This window comes from Edaphobacillus lindanitolerans (assembly GCF_900156305.1).
GTDB classification, from domain to species: domain Bacteria; phylum Bacillota; class Bacilli; order Bacillales_A; family Planococcaceae; genus Bhargavaea; species Bhargavaea lindanitolerans.
The window spans coordinates 453,710-471,471 of record NZ_FTPL01000001.1 but is presented as its reverse complement, the minus strand read 5'-3'; the positions used below and the strand labels follow the sequence as shown (position 1 = coordinate 471,471).

The 17,762-nt window shown below is 56.1% G+C and carries 17 protein-coding genes; all 17 read left to right on the top strand.

The window, feature by feature from the left end; genetic code table 11:
• Window positions 1-17: 17 nt before the first annotated feature.
• The 17 genes from B0B07_RS02245 to B0B07_RS02165 all read left to right on the top strand — a co-directional run bounded on the left by B0B07_RS02245 (window position 18) and on the right by B0B07_RS02165 (window position 17,693).
• A complete protein-coding gene (locus tag B0B07_RS02245) occupies window positions 18-692 on the top strand; it encodes a response regulator (RefSeq protein ID WP_076756740.1) in 675 nt (224 codons plus the stop codon).
• Window positions 693-827: 135 nt separating this feature from the next.
• The gene (locus B0B07_RS02240; RefSeq protein WP_076756739.1) at window positions 828-1,424 is read left to right on the top strand and encodes a nuclear transport factor 2 family protein; all 597 of its coding nucleotides are present in this window, start codon (window positions 828-830) and stop codon (window positions 1,422-1,424) included.
• Window positions 1,425-1,551: 127 nt separating this feature from the next.
• Window positions 1,552-2,394, top strand: coding sequence for a DegV family protein (locus B0B07_RS02235; RefSeq protein ID WP_076756738.1), 843 nt, complete (start codon window positions 1,552-1,554; stop codon window positions 2,392-2,394).
• Between the two features lie 56 nt (window positions 2,395-2,450).
• Window positions 2,451-3,836, top strand: coding sequence for an ATP-dependent helicase ComFA (locus B0B07_RS02230; RefSeq protein WP_076756737.1), 1,386 nt, complete (start codon window positions 2,451-2,453; stop codon window positions 3,834-3,836).
• A gap of 104 nt (window positions 3,837-3,940) precedes the next feature.
• Window positions 3,941-4,462: a ComF family protein gene (locus B0B07_RS02225; protein ID WP_084186505.1), complete on the top strand. Its 522-nt coding sequence runs from the start codon at window positions 3,941-3,943 to the stop codon at window positions 4,460-4,462.
• Window positions 4,463-4,609: 147 nt separating this feature from the next.
• Window positions 4,610-5,176, top strand: a complete 567-nt coding sequence (hpf, locus tag B0B07_RS02220; protein ID WP_076756735.1) for a ribosome hibernation-promoting factor, HPF/YfiA family — start codon at window positions 4,610-4,612, stop codon at window positions 5,174-5,176.
• 238 nt (window positions 5,177-5,414) lie between these two features.
• Window positions 5,415-7,922, top strand: a complete 2,508-nt coding sequence (gene secA / locus B0B07_RS02215; RefSeq protein ID WP_076756734.1) for a preprotein translocase subunit SecA — start codon at window positions 5,415-5,417, stop codon at window positions 7,920-7,922.
• Window positions 7,923-7,991: 69 nt separating this feature from the next.
• A protein-coding gene (prfB, locus tag B0B07_RS02210) for a peptide chain release factor 2 (protein WP_144264300.1) occupies window positions 7,992-9,093 on the top strand; the annotation gives its coding sequence in 2 pieces (ribosomal slippage) (window positions 7,992-8,063 and window positions 8,065-9,093; 1,101 coding nt in all).
• Between the two features lie 356 nt (window positions 9,094-9,449).
• Window positions 9,450-9,821 (top strand): cytochrome c551, encoded by a 372-nt coding sequence (gene cccB, locus B0B07_RS02205; protein WP_076756732.1) that lies wholly within the window; start codon window positions 9,450-9,452, stop codon window positions 9,819-9,821.
• Between the two features lie 282 nt (window positions 9,822-10,103).
• Window positions 10,104-10,790 (top strand): cell division ATP-binding protein FtsE, encoded by a 687-nt coding sequence (gene ftsE / locus B0B07_RS02200; RefSeq protein ID WP_076756731.1) that lies wholly within the window; start codon window positions 10,104-10,106, stop codon window positions 10,788-10,790.
• Window positions 10,780-11,664 carry a permease-like cell division protein FtsX gene (ftsX, locus tag B0B07_RS02195; RefSeq protein WP_076756730.1) on the top strand — a complete coding sequence of 295 codons (885 nt, stop codon included), beginning with the start codon at window positions 10,780-10,782 and terminating at the stop codon, window positions 11,662-11,664. Before ftsE ends, ftsX begins: the two co-directional genes overlap by 11 nt.
• Window positions 11,665-11,828: 164 nt before the next feature.
• Window positions 11,829-13,199, top strand: coding sequence for a murein hydrolase activator EnvC family protein (locus B0B07_RS02190; RefSeq protein WP_144264270.1), 1,371 nt, complete (start codon window positions 11,829-11,831; stop codon window positions 13,197-13,199).
• Window positions 13,200-13,426: 227 nt separating this feature from the next.
• Window positions 13,427-14,059 (top strand): hypothetical protein, encoded by a 633-nt coding sequence (locus B0B07_RS02185; protein WP_076756729.1) that lies wholly within the window; start codon window positions 13,427-13,429, stop codon window positions 14,057-14,059.
• Window positions 14,056-14,676: a redoxin domain-containing protein gene (locus B0B07_RS02180; protein WP_076756728.1), complete on the top strand. Its 621-nt coding sequence runs from the start codon at window positions 14,056-14,058 to the stop codon at window positions 14,674-14,676. The genes B0B07_RS02185 and B0B07_RS02180 overlap by 4 nt, the downstream gene beginning before the upstream one ends.
• Window positions 14,677-14,745: 69 nt before the next feature.
• On the top strand, window positions 14,746-16,179 hold the full coding sequence (locus B0B07_RS02175) for a S41 family peptidase (RefSeq protein ID WP_076756727.1): 1,434 nt from the start codon (window positions 14,746-14,748) through the stop codon (window positions 16,177-16,179).
• A 76-nt stretch (window positions 16,180-16,255) separates the two neighbouring features.
• The gene (locus B0B07_RS02170; RefSeq protein WP_076756726.1) at window positions 16,256-17,425 is read left to right on the top strand and encodes a PDZ domain-containing protein; all 1,170 of its coding nucleotides are present in this window, start codon (window positions 16,256-16,258) and stop codon (window positions 17,423-17,425) included.
• Between the two features lie 25 nt (window positions 17,426-17,450).
• On the top strand, window positions 17,451-17,693 hold the full coding sequence (locus tag B0B07_RS02165) for a CsbA family protein (protein ID WP_076756725.1): 243 nt from the start codon (window positions 17,451-17,453) through the stop codon (window positions 17,691-17,693).
• Window positions 17,694-17,762: the final 69 nt, after the last annotated feature.

Here is a 17,762-nt window from a genome sequence, read left to right as displayed (position 1 = left end):
AGCAGGGGGAATTCGGGATGACAGACATCATTATTATTGACGATCATCAATTGTTCCGTGAAGGGGTCAAGCGGATCCTGGATTTTGAAGAGACGTTCAACGTAGTGGCCGAAGGGGCCGACGGAGATGAAGTGCTTGCCCTCTATGAGGAATTCCGTCCGGATGTCGTCCTCATGGACATCAATATGCCCGGAAAGAGCGGCATCGAGGCCACGTCCGAATTGATCGCCGCACACCCGGAGGCGAAAATCATCATTCTTTCCATTCATGATGACGAGTCCTATGTGACCCATGCGATGAAGACGGGCGCACTCGGGTATATGCTCAAAGAGATGGACGCGGATGCGATCGTTCAGGCAATCAAGGTTGTGGCGGCAGGGGGGTCCTATCTCCATCCGAAAGTGACCCGCAATCTTGTGGCCGAGTTCCGCCGTCTCAGTGACAAAGAGATGGTCGGCTCTTTCCATCAGACGGAAATCCGCCGTCCGTTCCACCTGCTCACGAAGAGGGAATGCGAAGTGCTGCAGCTGCTGACGGACGGGCAGAGCAACCGGTCCATCGGCGATTCGCTCTACATCTCGGAAAAAACGGTGAAAAACCATGTTTCCAGCATTCTCCAGAAGATGGGCGTCAACGACCGCACCCAGGCCGTCGTCAATGCCATCAAAAAAGGCTGGGTCGAAGTTCGCTGATCCAGGAAAGGTCTGCCCGGGCAGGCTTTTTTCTTTGGGCCAAAATCAGGCTGTTTACTGATTCGTGCATCAAGAACCAATCCGTTGCATGAACGTCCATGGATATGGCACACTGACACGGGAGGGAACGAACATATGAAAACCAAATCAGGACTGTTCATCCCGGTACTGCTTGCCGCACTGTTCCTCGGGGCATGCGGCGGCAAGACGGATGAAAATCAAAATATGGCCGAAGACGGAACGGCGCCTTCGGGCGAGAACTCTGCGGTCGGGCACGGCGTTGAAGACGGCGCCGATCAGGAAGCGGACGATCCCGAAGTCGGATTCGGCATGACGGACGGGACGATCGAAGAAGCCGAGAATGTTCCGGAGGAAGAGAAAGCGGCGATCCTCGATACGTTCGCTCAATACATGGAAACCTTCAACAACCAGGACCCGGACGGCTACACATCGCTTCTCGTAGAGGGCAAGGACGGTTTTGACATCGACGAGGAGAAGAAGGCGATGCAGGAGCTGTTCGCCGCATACGATGTCGAGCGCTCGGCTGAAAATGAAACCATCGTCTCCTACAAGGACGGAGAGGCCCAGCTGTTCTCCAATTTAACGACAACGATGACTTCCAAGGCATCCAAGGAGGCGCGTTCGGAGAAGGGGCGGCAGGTCACCGTCTTCAAAAAGGCCGGAGACGCGTGGAAAGTGAAGGAGATCTATTATATCGGGGATTCTGCCTGATCCGGGAACGGGACATCAGGTCCCGAAATGATGGCCGGCGGGGGATCGTCTGTATCCCCGCCGGCTTCCTTTTCTGATTCCTATTTCGAACCGAATTTAGTATGATGATAGGACGGAGGTTGATAGAATGAAAACGGCCATTGTGACCGACAGTACCGCCTATCTTCCGGCTGCACTTCGGGAGGAGCTGGGCATCGGGATGATCCCGCTCAGCGTGACGATCGACGGCGAAACATATGAAGAAGAAACAGAACTGGGTGCAGACCGTTTTTACCGGATGGTCGGCGGGGGCGAGCTGCCGAAAACATCACAGCCTCCGATCGGAAAGTTTGCAGAATGCTTCCGGCAACTATCGGAAAATGGGTTTGACGCAGTGGTTGTTGTCACTTTGTCGAGCGGTATAAGCGGAACATTTGCCTCCGCGGTCCAGGCGGGGGACATGGCGGAGAACATGGATGTGCGGGTGTTTGATTCAGAGATCTCTTGCATGATGCAAGGCTTCTATGCAGTCCGTGGCGCAAAAATGGCACGCGGGGGAGCGGGACCGGATCAAATCATGGACGAGCTGGCAACGATGCAGAAGACCATGAACGCCTTTTTCATGGTGGATGACCTGGCGCATCTCCAGCGGGGCGGACGGCTGTCCGGTGCGCAGGCGCTCATCGGCGGTCTTCTCCAGGTGAAACCGCTCCTTCATTTCAAGGATAAAGTGATCGTTCCGTTTGAAAAGATCCGCACGCGAAAAAAAGCGATGGGGCGGATCGAGCAGCTGCTCGGCGAGGCCGTTGAGGAAAATGGCCCGATGGAAGCGGCGGTCATCCATGCAAACCGTCCGGAAGACGCGGCTGTCTGGAAAGAGTCCCTGGAAGCCCGATATCCCGAAGTGGAATTTACGACCAGCTATTTCGGCCCCGTGATCGGCACCCATCTCGGCGAAGGGTCGATGGGGCTCGGGTGGGTGAAGAAGTGACCGGCAACACAGCGGTCGCTTTTTTTACAAAGAACCATGTCGGAAAAGTCTGTTAAATGGAGGCGGTCAGATCGGTTGATGAAGAAATCCGCGATTTCCTGCAGGGGAGGCTCTGGCTGAAAGAGCATCTCCCGTTCGATGCCGGCGAGATCTCCCGGCATGTCAAATCGGGGTGGATCGGCACCCTGCCCGGTCTGCTTGTCAGCAGCCGCCGGGCGCCGGGCCTTCGTTTCCGCTGCAATCGTTGCCTCATGACGGCACCCTCGGCATTTTATTCATTTGACTGCCGCAGGTGCGGCAAGGTCTGCCACTATTGCCGGCATTGCATCCGGATGGGCCGGGTCGCTTCGTGTGATGAGCTTGCATACTGGACAGGGCCGGAGCGCCCGCCGCCCGCGCCCCCGGTGCTGAAATGGTCGGGAAGACTGACGCCGGCCCAGGCCGGGGCATCCGTGGACATCTCGGAGAGCCTTCAAGCCGGGAGGCCGCATCTTCTGCATGCCGTGTGCGGTGCCGGAAAGACGGAAATCCTTTTCGGGCCGGTTCATGAATTGCTTTCAGACGGGAAACGGGTATGCATTGCCACACCAAGGACAGATGTCGTGCTGGAACTGCTTCCGAGGTTTCGTCAGGCGCTTGGAGAAACGGTCATCCATGGCCTGTACGGCGGATCGGGTCAAGGGGACGGATATGCACCGCTCGTCATCGCCACGACCCACCAGCTGTACCGGTTCCGCGATGCGTTCGATGCCATCTTTGTCGACGAGGCGGACGCGTTTCCTTATTCATTCGACGGAACACTGAAAAACGCCGTGACAAAGGCGCTGAAACCCGGCGGTGTAAAGGTGTTTGTCACCGCAACCCCCTCGCCGTCCATCATGGCGGCCGTGAAAAAAGGCGGCCGGACAGTGATCCGCCGCCGCTACCACGGGCATCCGCTTCCGGTCCCGAGGTTCGTTCCGCTCTGGAATTACCGACGCCTGATCGATTCCGGGAAGTTGCCCCGCCGTCTCCTGCATTGGGCGGAAGCGAGACTATCTTCTTCCGAGCCATTCCTGATTTTCTTCCCTTCAGTCCGTCTGATGGAGAAATGCCTGCCGATGTTCCAGACTCTCGACAGCCGGATCATGGCGGTCCATGCATCAAGCCCCGACCGCCGCGAAGCCGTCATGGCACTGAGAAGAGGACAAGCACCGGGTCTGCTGACAACAACGATCCTGGAACGCGGAATCACCATCCCGGGCCTTCAGGCTGCCGTTGTCGGAGCGGAGGACCGGGTGTTCGGCCGGTCTGCCATCATCCAGATCGGCGGACGGGTCGGCCGGAGCGCAGACCTGCCTGGCGGGGACATCGCCCTGTTCCACCATGGGATCACATCCGAAATGGATGAGGCGGTCAGGGAAATCATGCGGCTGAACCGGGAAGGCGGGGGAACTGGTTGAACTGCCTTTTATGTAATGGACGGACTGACCGGAATCCCTCTTGGGCCCGTCTGTTTTCCGATAAGGGATTTCCGGTCGTGTGCGAAGGGTGCCGGAAGGGGTTTTTGCCTGCCGAGAGCCAGCCGCCGCTCTCCGATTGGGACGGGACCCCATATGCAGGGATGCTGGAACGTGCCGTTTCTCTGTTTGCCTATAATGAGCCGATGAAGGAGTTCCTGCATCAGTACAAGTTCCTGAAGGACGTGGCCCTGTCTCGTGTTTTCAAATCCGAGCTTGCGGAAGCCATCCGGCTGTCGGGCGGGCAGGCAGTGCCGATTCCCATGCATCCCGATCGCCTGAACGAACGGACCTTTGCACATGTGGAAGAAATGCTGCGTGCTGCCCGGGTTCCCTATGCCGACCTGCTGGAAAAGACGGCACCTGTCACGCTTGGCCGGATGAACAGGCAGGAACGGATTCAGGCAGACCGGCTTTTCAGGCTGCGGAGTGGCATACGGGACGTGCGGGGGGAATATGTTCTTGTCGATGACCTCTATACGACCGGCACGACGGTCCACCATGCTGCCGCGGTGCTCAGGCAAGCCGGTGCGGATAAGGTGTCGGCCGTGACGCTCATCAGGGCCTGAGCCGCTCCCCGCACGCATGGAAGTGCGGACCGGAAGGGAGACTCTGCATTTCGACAAAAGTTGCAAAATCACGAGTTTCTTAAAGGGTTTTCAAGGGAACATGAAGAATTATACCGATAGAGTAAGATCTCAAAAGGAGGAGTTCATATGCTGAATTTCAACATCCGTGGGGAGAACATTGAGGTCACACCGGCAATCCGTGAATATGTGGAGAAGAAAGTCCAGAAACTCGAGCGATACTTCACGGATGAAGTGAATGCCACGGCCCACGTCAACCTCAAGGTCTACAACGATAGGCAGACAAAGGTCGAAGTGACGATCCCGATGAAGAACCTCACGCTGCGGGCAGAAGAACGGAACTCCGATATGTACGCGGCCGTTGACCTGATCACGGACAAACTCGAACGCCAGATCCGCAAATATAAAACGAGGGTGAACCGTAAATTCCGTGAACGGGAAGGGGTAGCCTCTTACTTCAGTACGTTCACCGAGGAAAGCAGCGCAACGACCGAAAGCGAAACGGACAGCGAGTTTGACATCGTCCGCACGAAGCAGTTCAACCTGAAGCCGATGGACCAGGAAGAGGCCATTCTCCAGATGAACATGCTCGGCCACTCGTTCTATATTTTCACCGATGCCGATTCGAACGGAACGAATATCGTATACAAGCGGAAGGACGGCAAATACGGTCTCATCGAAACCGAAGCCGAATAATTCCTCTTTTGGGGAGCCTGCCCGGGCGGCAGGCTCCTTTCGCATGCGGTCGGCCGGACGGAATGAATCCTGCGTTGTGTTATTGAAGGCGGCGGCCGGACGGCCGGGGGATGCAGGTCCGCGCCGCCCGATGCAGGCCAAACGGGTGTCGGACTGTTGCTTCCGTTCATCCTGCAAGGTTTGCAGTGAGGATGGGGCGATGTTAAAATAGTGTGGATACCAGTGAGGAAGTGAAGACATGCTAGGTGCTTTAAATAAATTGTTCGATCCGACAAAGCGAGATTTGAAGAGACTGGAAAAAGTGGCCGATGCCGTTGAGGCGCTGGCCTCTCAAATTGAACAGCTTTCTGATGAGGAACTCCAGGCGAAAACGGATGAATTCCGGAACCGCATCGCCGACGGAGAGTCACTCGACCGGATTCAGCCCGAAGCATTTGCGGTCGTCCGGGAGGCGGCACGCCGGGTGACCGGCATGTATCCGTTCCGTGTCCAGCTCATCGGTGCGGCTGCGCTCCACGACGGCAACATCGCCGAGATGAAGACCGGTGAAGGGAAGACGCTCACCTCCACGATGGCGGTTTACCTGAACGCGCTGGAAGGGAAGGGCGCCCATGTCGTTACGGTCAATGAATACCTGGCCAGCCGGGATGCGGCGGAGATGGGCCAGATCTATGAATTCCTCGGTCTCACCGTCGGCCTGAATCTCAACAGCATGACAAAGGAAGAGAAGCGCGAAGCGTACAGCGCAGACATCACCTACAGCACGAACAATGAACTCGGATTTGATTACCTCCGCGACAACATGGTCCTTTATAAGGAAGAGCGTGTCCAGCGTCCGCTCCACTATGCGGTCATTGACGAGGTCGACTCGATCCTGATCGATGAAGCCCGGACACCGCTCATCATTTCGGGGCAGGCGGAGAAAAATGCAATGCTCTACATCCAGACCAACGCATTTGTCCGCACGCTCCGGAAAGAAGACGACTATTCGTACGATGAGCAGACGAAGGGCGTCGTGCTGACCGAGTCAGGAATTGAGAAGGCGGAAAAGGCGTTCTCGATCGACAACCTGTTCGACCTGACCCATGTGCGCCTCAACCATGCGATCAACCAATCGCTCAAGGCGCATGCGAGCATGCATCTGGACATCGACTATGTCGTGGACGACGGCAAAGTCGTGATCGTCGACTCGTTCACGGGACGGCTCATGAAAGGCCGGCGCTACAGCGACGGCCTCCATCAGGCGATCGAGGCCAAGGAAGGCCTGGAAATCCAGAACGAATCCATGACGATGGCCACCATCACATTCCAGAACTTCTTCCGGATGTACGACAAGCTGTCCGGGATGACCGGTACGGCCAAAACCGAAGAAGAGGAATTCCGCAACATCTATAACATGAACGTCATCGTCATCCCGACAAACCGGCAGATCGCCCGTGATGACCGGGCCGATCTGATCTATGCGACGATGGAAGGCAAGTTCAAGGCTGTCGCGAACGATATCAAGGATCGGCATGAGAACGGCCAGCCGGTGCTCGTCGGCACAGTCGCCATCGAAACGTCAGAGATCATTTCCGATTTCCTGAAAAAATACGGCGTTCCGCACAATGTGCTGAATGCGAAAAACCATGAACGCGAAGCGGAAATCATTACGGACGCCGGCAACAAAGGCGCTGTGACGATTGCGACGAACATGGCCGGACGCGGTACGGACATCAAGCTCGGCGAAGGCGTCCGCGAACTCGGCGGGCTGGCCGTCATCGGGACCGAGCGCCACGAGTCCCGCCGGATCGACAACCAGCTCCGGGGCCGGTCGGGACGTCAGGGAGACCCGGGCGTGACCCAGTTCTATCTGTCGCTGGAAGACGAACTCATGCGCCGGTTCGGTTCCGAAAGCATGAAAGGCATGATGGCCAAACTCGGTATGGATGATTCCCAGCCGATCCAGTCGAAGATGGTGTCCCGTGCCGTCGAATCCGCCCAGAAACGGGTGGAAGGAAACAACTTCGATGCGCGGAAGCGTCTCCTCCAGTATGATGATGTCCTCCGCCAACAGCGTGAGATCATCTACAGGGAGAGAAACGAAGTCCTCGACACGGATGACATGCGCGCGCTTGTCGAATCGATGATTGCGGATGTCATCGCCCGGGCCGTGCCATCCTACACTTCAGATGAAAGTCCTGAAAAATGGAACCTCAAAGGGCTTGAAGACTTCCTGAACGCGAACCTCCTGCCGGAAGGGACCTTCACGGCAGAAGATTTCGATGGCAAAACCCAAGAAGAAATCACAGAAATGATTTCGGATGAAGTCGGGAAACGCTATGACGAGAAGGAAGAGGAAATGACGCCAGAACGGATGCGCGAATTTGAGAAAGTCGTGCTGCTGCGCTCGATCGATACGAAATGGATCGACCACATCGATATGATGGACCAGCTGCGTCAGGGCATCCACCTGCGGGCCTACGGCCAGACCGACCCGCTGCGCGAATACCAGAACGAAGGTTTTGCGGCATTTGAAGAAATGGTCGATTCCATCCGCGATGATGTGGCCAAGTACGCCATGAAAGCGGAAATCCGCCATAACCTCGAACGTGAGGAAGTGGCAAAAGGGGAGGCCGTCAACCCGAAGGAAGAGGGCGGCGAAGTGAAAAAGAAGCCGATCCGCAAAAAAGCGATGGTCGGCCGGAATGATCCATGCCCTTGCGGCAGCGGAAAGAAATACAAAAACTGCCACGGAACGGCCTGACCGCCGTGGCAGCAAACGGGTGTGCCGGATAATATGGAAGGCACCGATTCCAAGGAGGAAGAATTTATGATAGAACTCGCAGAAGTGCGCAACACGCTCGACAAAACAGCCGGGAAACTGGCGGACTTCAGGGGGTCTCTTTGACTTAGAAAACAAAGAGGCTCGGATACAGGAACTGGACGAGCGCATGCTCGAGCCGGGATTCTGGGACAACCAGGATGAAGCCCAAAAAGTCATCTCAGAGGCAAACGGGCTGAAAGACATCGTCAACGAATACAACCGATTGGCCGAAACACAGGAAAACCTTGAAATGACCCTGGAATTGCTCCGGGAAGAGGATGATCCCGATCTCCATGCGGAACTTGGAGATGAGCTGGCCGAATTCAGCGGCGAGCTGGCGGACTTTGAGCTCCAGCTGCTGCTGAGCGAGCCGTATGACAGGAACAATGCAATTCTTGAGCTCCACGCCGGAGCCGGCGGAACGGAGTCCCAGGACTGGGCGTCGATGCTCCTGCGCATGTACACCCGCTGGGCGGAAAAGCGCGGATTCAAAGTGGAGACGCTGGACTACCTCGCCGGGGATGAGGCAGGGGTCAAATCCGTGACGATCAGCATCAAGGGCCACAACGCGTACGGTTACCTGAAAGCGGAAAAAGGCGTGCACCGCCTTGTCCGGATTTCGCCGTTCGACTCATCCGGACGCCGCCACACATCGTTCGTCTCCTGTGAAGTGATGCCGGAGTTCGACAATGAAATCGAACTCGACATCCGATCCGAGGATCTGAAGATCGATACGTACCGTTCCAGCGGTGCCGGCGGCCAGCACGTCAACACAACGGATTCCGCGGTCCGGATCACCCACCTTCCGACCAACACGGTCGTCACCTGCCAGTCGGAACGTTCGCAGATCAAGAACCGCGAGCAGGCGATGAATCTCCTGAAATCGAAGCTTTACCAGCTGAAGATCGAGGAGCAGGAGAAGGAATTGCTGGAAATCCGGGGAGAACAGAAAGAGATCGGCTGGGGCAGCCAGATCCGTTCCTATGTGTTCCATCCTTATTCGATGGTCAAGGACCACCGGACCGACACAGAAACGGGGAATGTCCAGAATGTCATGGACGGCGACCTCGACATGTTCATCAATTCGTACCTCCGGTCCAGGCTTGCCTGATCGTCTACGGAAGAATCTGTCCGCCAAGAATTTTTCAAGCCAGTCAGGGAAAAATAAAGCAGGGCACGCAAGTGCGACCAAAGACGGAATTTTGGTCGCTGCGTCCCTGCTTTTTGCTTCTTTCGTTGCAGCCTGCTTCCCTCTCAGTCCATTTTGGATTGATACAAATTTCAATATCATTCCAATGACAACTAGTATTATCAAGAAAATGCTAAAAAAGAATGCATGATGTCGTTTATTTGGGATGACATGTCTTGTCGGTTTGTCGACAAAAGTCGGGCCGGATGTTTCAAATCCGGACGGTTTGGTATACTAATGGGGAACACACTACATCTGAGACACAGGAGGGAAAGCGCATGAAGAGAAAACTCATGATGTTGCTGTTCGGTTCTGCGCTTGTTCTCGGCGCCTGCGGAGGCAACAACAACAACGCAACCGACGACAACAACGCAGGAACTGACAACAATGCGACGGAAGAGACCAACAACAATGGCGGCGAGACTGCCGGTGTGGATCCGGAAAAAGTCGTACAGCAGAAGTGCATTTCCTGCCATGGTGAAAACCTTGAAGGCCAAGGGAACTTCCCGAGCCTGACCGACGTCGGCTCCCGTCTTTCCGAGCAGGAGATCCATGACACGATCGAAAACGGCCGCGGTGCCATGCCGGGCGGACTCATCGAAGGAGAAGAGCTCGACGCAGTTGCGAAGTGGCTCTCCGAAAAGAAATAATCTGTCGAACGGCGGACCATTCCGGTATTGCACCGGAGTGGTCTTTTTTTGTCATAATTTTGATGCGTCGTCCGGATCGGCGGACGGGCGGCAAGATTTTTGTCACAATGCTTTGGCCAACGGGCAAAACAAAGTCGGAAAACATAAAAAAAGCAGTGTGGTCAATGTTTCTGCTTGTAACAAAATGAAATATAACTGTAATAGTATACGAGTTTAATAATGCTATAATAGGCATGCCGGAAAAATTTCGCCCTTCAAACGGGCAATCAGGTGATTGTTTTAATGATAGAAATGAAAGAAGTATACAAGAAATATTCGAACGGTGTCGTGGCAGCGAACGGGCTGAATGTAAAGATCGACAAAGGCGAATTTGTCTATGTGGTCGGGCCGAGCGGTGCCGGAAAATCGACATTCATCAAAATGATGTACCGTGAGGAAAAGCCGACATCCGGTGAAATCCTCATTAACGGAACGAGCCTGCCGAAGTTGAAAAATCGTAAAGTGCCTTTGCTGAGGCGGCAGATCGGGGTCGTATTCCAAGACTTCAAGCTCCTGCCGAGACTGTCCGTCTATGAAAATGTGGCATTCGCCCTCGAAGTGATCGAAGAGCCGACTGAAAATATCCGCCCCCGGGTGACGGAAGTCCTCGAGCTTGTCGGATTGAAGCATAAGGCACGGATGCTGCCAACCGAGCTTTCCGGCGGTGAGCAGCAGCGCGTGTCGATTGCAAGGTCCATTGTGAACCGCCCCCAAGTGGTCATTGCGGATGAGCCGACCGGAAACCTGGATCCCGAAACATCGATGGGAATAATGAATGTACTGGAACAGATCAATGAAATGGGCACAACGATCGTCATGGCCACCCACAACAAGGACATCGTCAACCGGAACCGGCACCGCGTCATCGCCATCGAAGGCGGACTGATCGTCCGGGACGAACTCGAAGGGGGATACGGCTATGAAATTTAGGACAGTCCGCCGCCACTTCCGGGAAAGCTTCAAAACACTCGGCCGAAACGGCTGGATGTCGTTTGCTTCCATTGCGGCTGTCACGGTCACTCTGCTGCTCGTCGGCGTTTTCGTGACCATCATGCTCAACCTGAACAAGGTTGCCGATGACCTCGAAAAGGACGTCGAGATGAAAGTGTACGTAGAACTTTCCGCAGACCCGGCCGCAACCCGGGAACTGGAAACGCAGATCAAAGAAACATCCGGCGTCGCAGAAGTCCAGTACTCGACGCGTGATCAGGAACTGGACAAGATGGTGAAAGACTTCGGGGAAGACCTGAAGCTGTATGAACAGAGCAACCCGCTTCGCGAGGCTTTCTATGTAAAGGCGACCGAGCCGCAGCAGACGGCAAAAGTGGCCAAGAAGATCGATGAGTATCCGAATACATATGAAGTCGTTTACGGACAGGGAAAGGTCGAGAAACTGTTCAACTTCTTGAACCTCGGAAGAAACGCCGGCCTTGTGCTCATTCTGGCTCTCCTTTTTACCGCCATGTTCTTGATCGCAAACACGATCCGCATTACGATCGTCGCCAGGAAGACCGAAATCGGCATCATGAAACTTGTCGGTGCGACAAACAGCTTTGTGAGAATCCCATTCGTGCTTGAAGGGATCTGGCTCGGCCTCTTCGGCTCCCTGATTCCGATGATCATCATCACTCTCGGCTACATGGAGTTTTATGACTATGCCGAACCGCGACTGCGCGGCGAAATGATCCAGATCATCCATCCGCTGCCATTCCTGTATATTGTGAACGGCCTCGTCCTGTTCATGGGGATTTTCATCGGGTCCTGGGGCAGCTTCATGTCCGTCCGTAAATTCCTTAAAGTTTGAGGAACAGCGAATGAACTTCATTTGAACTATCGCAAAGCCGCTGAAGCCGGGGCTGCCGTCCCGGACATCCGATATGTGGAAGGATCAGCGATAACACTTGGAACCCAACGGGCAACCGCCCTCATCAGATAGAAACCGCAAGTTTTTGAAAGGGGAAATGAACGTTGAAGCAGTCGAAGCCGCTGATCGCCACGGTCGCCGCCACTATGCTCCTGAGCTTTGGTCTCGGTGCCGGAAATACAAGTGCATCCGTGTTGGATGATTTGAAAAACGAACAGAAACAACTGGAGCAGAAGAAAGCCGATCTGAACCGTGATATCAATGAAACCAAATCCGAAATCCAGGCAAAGTCCGCTGAAATGGACAAGCTTCTTGCACAAATCAAAACCCTGCATGAGAAGATCGACGAAACTCAAGGGAAAATCCGCTCTCTTGAAGAAGAGATCAATCTGACGAAGAGTGAGATTGAGGCGCTTCAGGCATCCATCAAGGAGCTCGAACAAAAGATCGCAGAGCGCGACGCACTTCTCCGTGACCGTGTCCGGGCGATGCAGGTGACCGGCGGGTCGACCAGCTATCTCGACGTTCTCCTCGGCGCAAACAACTTCTCGGACTTCATCGACCGGGTGTCGGCTGTGAACACACTCCGTGAAGCGGACCGTGAAATCATCCGTGAACAGAAAGCGGACAAGGAACAGCTGGAAGAGCAGAAGAAGATGGTTGAGCAGAAACTCGCCGAGCAGGAACAAAACAAGAAAAAGCTCGAAGAGCAGAAAGCCCAGCTTGACGCCCAGAAGAAAGAGCTCGACGGTCTTGTGACGAAGCTTGAAGAAGAGCAGAACCGCCTCCAGAAGGAACAGGCGAACAAAGAAGCAGAATATGAAGAAACACATGAAGTGAGCGAAGAAGTGACGCAGAAGATTGTCGCTGAACAAAATCGCCTTGCTGAAATTGCACGAAAGGCCGAGGAAGAGCGCAAACGGAAGGCTGCTGCAGAAGCAGAGGCGCGCCGTCAAGAAGCTGCGGCAGCGACGACGGCTTCCACAAAATCTTCCGGAAAGTCCGGACAGAGCAGTTCGGCACCAACACATTCTTCGGGCAGCAATACATCTTCTGCACCGAAGCCTTCCGTTTCATCCGGTGCGTGGACACGCCCTGCTGCCGGACGGATTTCCTCGACCTACGGTTACCGCCCGATCGGTTGGGCTTCCTCCAACCACGCAGGCGTTGACATCGCGAACGGAGTCGGAACTCCGATCGTTTCCGCTGCAGACGGAGTGGTTTCCTTTGTCGGCCAGTTCGGCACATACGGCAATGTCGTCATGGTGACCCACTCGATCAACGGCACCATTTACACAACCCTTTATGCGCATATGTCCGGTTTCAATGTCAGCAAAGGACAACATGTGAACAAAGGACAGCAGGTCGGCCGGATCGGCGTCACAGGCCGGACGAGCGGACCTCACCTTCACTTTGAACTTCACATCGGAAGCTACGGCAATCCGGTCAACCCGATGCGTTATGTTCCAATCTAAATCGAGCACACCCAAGCCCGCCGTCACGGCGGGCTTTTTGCATGCTTGTATCTGCTCGGTCCTCTTCCTCCTGCACCGGCAATCATTTGTTACGGGGCTGATGACCGGCACCATTTGCCTGAATTCATCATTCGGACACAACCTTCATGAAAAGAAGGCAGAGGGGTGGACGGTGCGGGGTTCCTTCCTCTAACCTATTTAAGAAGGGAAGCGGAGGGATTGCCTGTATGCCTGTGACCACTTGGATCACATTGTTCACACTGACGGTTCCTTCTTCATGGATCGCCGCCATTGCCGCCCTGGCGGCCGCGTATGCGGTTGTCCGCATCCGGGCGGGAAAAGAAGCGGCTGCCGTGTATTCGGATGCCGCGTTCTTGTTTGTCGTCATCTGGAAATTGTCTTATGCCGTGTTTCATTTCGGAACGTTCATCAAATCTCCTCTCTCGCTTCTTTATTACAACGGCGGTTTACCCGGCACCATCATTGGACTGCTGTGGGCGCTTTTTACCCTTCACCGGAAAGGGGCGGGACGAAGCGCATGGCTGCTCACCGCTGCGGTGCTGCTGCAGGCGGTGTACCAGACATCGATGGCACTGTTCAACGAGGGCGGCCTGCTGCCGAAGACCGTGACGATCGGCGCCTTCACGGTTCTGCTCATCGCCGTCTTGATAAAGGCCGGGACGACATCGAGCTGGACGATCCAGCTGGCGATCCTGTTTCCGGTGGTCCATCTGTTCGTGGCTGCGGTGCAGCCGGATGGATTCACGGGACTTCCCTTGTTGGCAACCGGGATTTTCAGTGTTTATTTCATCTTCATGAACGTACGTTTTAACATATCGGAACGGGAGGCACACGGATGAATAAGAAAGTGTTCGGGTCGATCGTGGCTTTGGTCATCATCGGGACGCTCGTTGCCATCATGGTCCGGGATGCAACCGGCGAGGAGTTCAACGGGCGCCAGAAACAATTGGAACGACAGCTCGAGGAAGCCGGCCAGACGGAGACGGTTTCCGACGACGAGGAAGCGGTCGGGATTCGGCCGGGCGAGGCTGCGCCGGACTTTACACTGCAGAAGCTGGACGGCGGAGAGATGTCGCTGTCGGATTTCCGGGGCAAGAAAGTGATCTTGAATTTCTGGGCATCCTGGTGCGGCCCTTGCCGGTCAGAGATGCCGCATATGGAAAACTTCTATAAGCAGGAGGCCAAGAAGCTCGGGGTGGAGATCCTCGCCGTCAACCTGTCGGCTTCGGAGCGGGGGAGCGATGAAAAGGTGATGGAGAACATCACCAACTTCGTCGGTGAGTTCGGAATGACGTTCCCGGTCCTGCTGGACAAGGACGGGAAACAGGGAGACATCTATCAGGCGATCAGTATCCCGACCTCTTATATCATCGATTCGTCGGGAGTGGTACGCCAGATGGTCCGCGGGCCGATGGATGAAAAGATGATGCGGGAACTTGCCGAAAGCATCGAATAAAATCAATGCCGGTTCATGTGTCGTATGATCTTCCGGCCGTTCATACAATTGGACGGAGGAGGGATGCAGATGCGCATGAGCCGGTTTTTCCTGTTGGCGGCGGTCGCTGCAGTTGCAGGCGGCCTGGTTTATTTTATCCTGAACGGCAAAGGGGAGGGGCAGGAGCCGATCAGCGAACAGAATCCGATTGACGAGGCACATGATCTCATCATGGAACGGGCCGTTCACCGTGTCGGGACGGACGAGCTTGTCGAAGGTGCGCTCCGTGGGATGGCGGATGTGCTGGGCGATCCGTACAGTACATACTTGACCAAGGAGGAGGCGGCCGAGCATGAGGAATCGCTGTCGGACGAACGGGTCGGCATCGGTGCGGAGATCACGGAGAGCCGCGGCCGCTTCATCATTGTGGCGCCGGTAAGAAATTCCCCGGCGGAGAAGGCAGGGATCCTGCCTTATGATGAGATTGTCAGAGTGGACGCCGAGCGGGTCGAGGGCCGTACGATGAAAGAGCTCCTGCGGCTGATCAAGGGGAAGGAAGGGACGAGTGTCGCCCTCACCTTGTTCAGGCCGGAAGAGGGCCGGCATGTCGAAGTGTCGGTGAAGCGCGCCGCAATCCCCCAGAAGACCGTAGAGAGCAGGCTGATCGAGCAGGACGGATATACGATCGGCTATCTCGGACTGTCGATGTTCGGGGAAAAGACGGCTGAGGAGTGGGAGACCCATACGCGGAAGATGATTGCAGGCGGGGCGGATGCGTTCATCATCGATGTAAGGGGTAATCCCGGCGGCTATCTCAGAAGCGTCGGAAAGGTAGCGGGCTCGCTTCTTCGTCCGGGCACGGTTTTCGCTTTCATGGAAGACGCGGACGGGTTGAAAGAGCCGCTTGAGACAGAAGCGCCCGGTGACAAGGAATACGCCGAGAAAATGCGCCGCATGCAGGCCGTGATCCTGCAGGACAAGGGCAGCGCCTCCGCAAGCGAGGTGCTGAGCGGTGCGCTCCGTGACAACGGCCGCGCATTCATCATCGGCACCGTCAGCTTCGGGAAGGGGACCGTCCAGGAAACGATGCCGCTTTCGAACGGCGGTGAGATGAAGCTGTCGACACGGAAGTGGCTCACGCCGTCAGGGACATGGATCCACGGCAAAGGGATCCAGCCGGACCTGAAGTCGGACCAAGGCCCGCTGTACGGCATCCCGTCAATGCCGGTGGACGGCCGGTACCGCCCGGGGGACTACGGAGAAGATGTCGGCTACGCACAGAGGGTGCTCGGAGCACTCGGTTATGAAATCTCCCGGAAAGACGGCTATTTCGATGAAACGACGGAGAAGGCGGTCGAAAAGTTCAGGAATGACGAAGACCTGCAGCCCGGCCGGGCGATGGACCGCGACTTCTTCCGTTCCCTCAGGAGCCGGATCACCAAATATCAGGCGGATGTGAAAAACGACGAGCAACTCCAGCTCGCCATCGGATATATGAAGCATGCGCTCCGCACGGGCAATTAAAAAACGTTCCTATCCATCCCGGCGTTTGATAGAATGGAAAGAAGAGTGATGTTCTATCGGGGATGGTGAGAAGTCAATGATCCAGGAAATCTTGTTGGAGTTGCTGAAAGGGGCGGGCCGGTTTTTCTTGAACCCGCTGTTCTATATCGTCCTGCTGTTCTCGGTTCTCCTCGGCTACATCCGGGTGAAGCGGGAGCGGCGGGATTTTCGTGTCCGGATCGATGACGGGCTGACCGAGCTGCGGAACGTCCTGAGCGAATCGTGGATTCATGCAGTGGTCCTTTCCGTGGCCATCGGAACGGCGGGGCTTGCCGTCCCGAAAGGCTGGCTTGTCCTGTTCTGCGCGGCGATGCTTCTTGTCGTCCTGTCCGTGCAGTATGCCCTCGGCTCCCCGGTCTACGCGGCCGGGGCGGCGGCGCTCGCATACTGGCTGCTCGGCCATTACGGGGCAGACACCGATCTGCCGCTGATCGGATGGACATACAGCGGACAGCCGGAGGGCATGGCATTCACGGTGCCGCTCATCGCGGGACTGCTTCTGTTGGCAGAGGGCATGCTCATCCGCCGGCGTGCCGCGGATGATGCGTCTCCGCTCCTCCTGAATACCGCACGCGGACTCAAAGGTGCCGCATACCGGACCAGGCGGCTGTGGCTGCTGCCGCTCCTGTTCGTTGTTCCGGGAAAGGCGATCGCCGAGCTGCTCCCATACTGGCCGCAGTTCACGCTCGGGGAGGAGACGTTCTCCTTCATCTTCATCCCGGTGGTCATCGGATTCCGGCAGACGGCGAAGCACACTATGCCGGAAAACCTGTTCCCCGGACTCGGCAAGGCCGTCATCTGGACGGGGGCCGGAGCCTCAGCGGCGTCATTCCTGTATTTCTGGCTGCCTGACTCCGGCTGGTACGTACTCGGCGCCTCCGTCCTCGTTCGCGCCTTCATTTCGTTCTGGTACGCCGCCCGGGAAAGAAAAGGCAACTTTGCCGTCTCTCCGCGGAGTGAAGGCGTGACGGTCGCCGCCGTCCTGCCGGGCTCTCCGGCCGATAAGATGGGCATCCTTCCGGGTGAGACGATCCGGAAAGTGAACGGGGTTTCCGTTGCCGACGAACGTGAATTATATGATGCCATCCAGGTGAATGCCGCCCACTGCCGGGTCGAAGTGCTCAATCGTGACGGGGAGCTGCGGCTCTGCCAGCATGTCATCTTCCGGCACGATCACCACCGGATCGGCCTGCTCGTCATCCGGTGACCCTGTCCTCAGGAGGGATTGAATCATGCTCGAATCCTATGTGCTGAAAATCATCCTGGCGCTCTTCATTCCCGGACTGCTGGTTGTCCTGCTCACGCGGATCACCTACCACCACGTCGTGGGCCTCGTGCTGACCGTCGCGCTCATTGCGGCCTCGGTCTACGCGGGCTACACCCACACCTGGCTCCTTTATACTGCTGACGCGCTGTCGCTCACTGCCGGCTTCTACTTTGCCGGACGGATGAGGCAGCAAAAGGGCAGGAAATAAAAGAACGTCCCGTGCACGGCCGGAATGGCCGGAGCACGGGACGTTTTTGATGTGCCGGTTAATCCGGGC

What these genes read in the sequence shown, in the direction of transcription:
- B0B07_RS02165 (WP_076756725.1), top strand. Translation starts at nt 17,451, where the DNA reads ATGCTCGAATCCTATGTGCTGAAAATCATCCTGGCGCTCTTCATTCCC.
- ftsE (WP_076756731.1), top strand. Translation starts at nt 10,104, where the DNA reads ATGATAGAAATGAAAGAAGTATACAAGAAATATTCGAACGGTGTCGTG.
- B0B07_RS02230 (WP_076756737.1), top strand. Translation starts at nt 2,451, where the DNA reads ATGGAGGCGGTCAGATCGGTTGATGAAGAAATCCGCGATTTCCTGCAG.
- cccB (WP_076756732.1), top strand. Translation starts at nt 9,450, where the DNA reads ATGAAGAGAAAACTCATGATGTTGCTGTTCGGTTCTGCGCTTGTTCTC.
- B0B07_RS02175 (WP_076756727.1), top strand. Translation starts at nt 14,746, where the DNA reads ATGCGCATGAGCCGGTTTTTCCTGTTGGCGGCGGTCGCTGCAGTTGCA.
- B0B07_RS02180 (WP_076756728.1), top strand. Translation starts at nt 14,056, where the DNA reads ATGAATAAGAAAGTGTTCGGGTCGATCGTGGCTTTGGTCATCATCGGG.
- hpf (WP_076756735.1), top strand. Translation starts at nt 4,610, where the DNA reads ATGCTGAATTTCAACATCCGTGGGGAGAACATTGAGGTCACACCGGCA.
- secA (WP_076756734.1), top strand. Translation starts at nt 5,415, where the DNA reads ATGCTAGGTGCTTTAAATAAATTGTTCGATCCGACAAAGCGAGATTTG.
- B0B07_RS02240 (WP_076756739.1), top strand. Translation starts at nt 828, where the DNA reads ATGAAAACCAAATCAGGACTGTTCATCCCGGTACTGCTTGCCGCACTG.
- B0B07_RS02170 (WP_076756726.1), top strand. Translation starts at nt 16,256, where the DNA reads ATGATCCAGGAAATCTTGTTGGAGTTGCTGAAAGGGGCGGGCCGGTTT.
- B0B07_RS02235 (WP_076756738.1), top strand. Translation starts at nt 1,552, where the DNA reads ATGAAAACGGCCATTGTGACCGACAGTACCGCCTATCTTCCGGCTGCA.
- B0B07_RS02185 (WP_076756729.1), top strand. Translation starts at nt 13,427, where the DNA reads ATGCCTGTGACCACTTGGATCACATTGTTCACACTGACGGTTCCTTCT.
- B0B07_RS02245 (WP_076756740.1), top strand. Translation starts at nt 18, where the DNA reads ATGACAGACATCATTATTATTGACGATCATCAATTGTTCCGTGAAGGG.
- ftsX (WP_076756730.1), top strand. Translation starts at nt 10,780, where the DNA reads ATGAAATTTAGGACAGTCCGCCGCCACTTCCGGGAAAGCTTCAAAACA.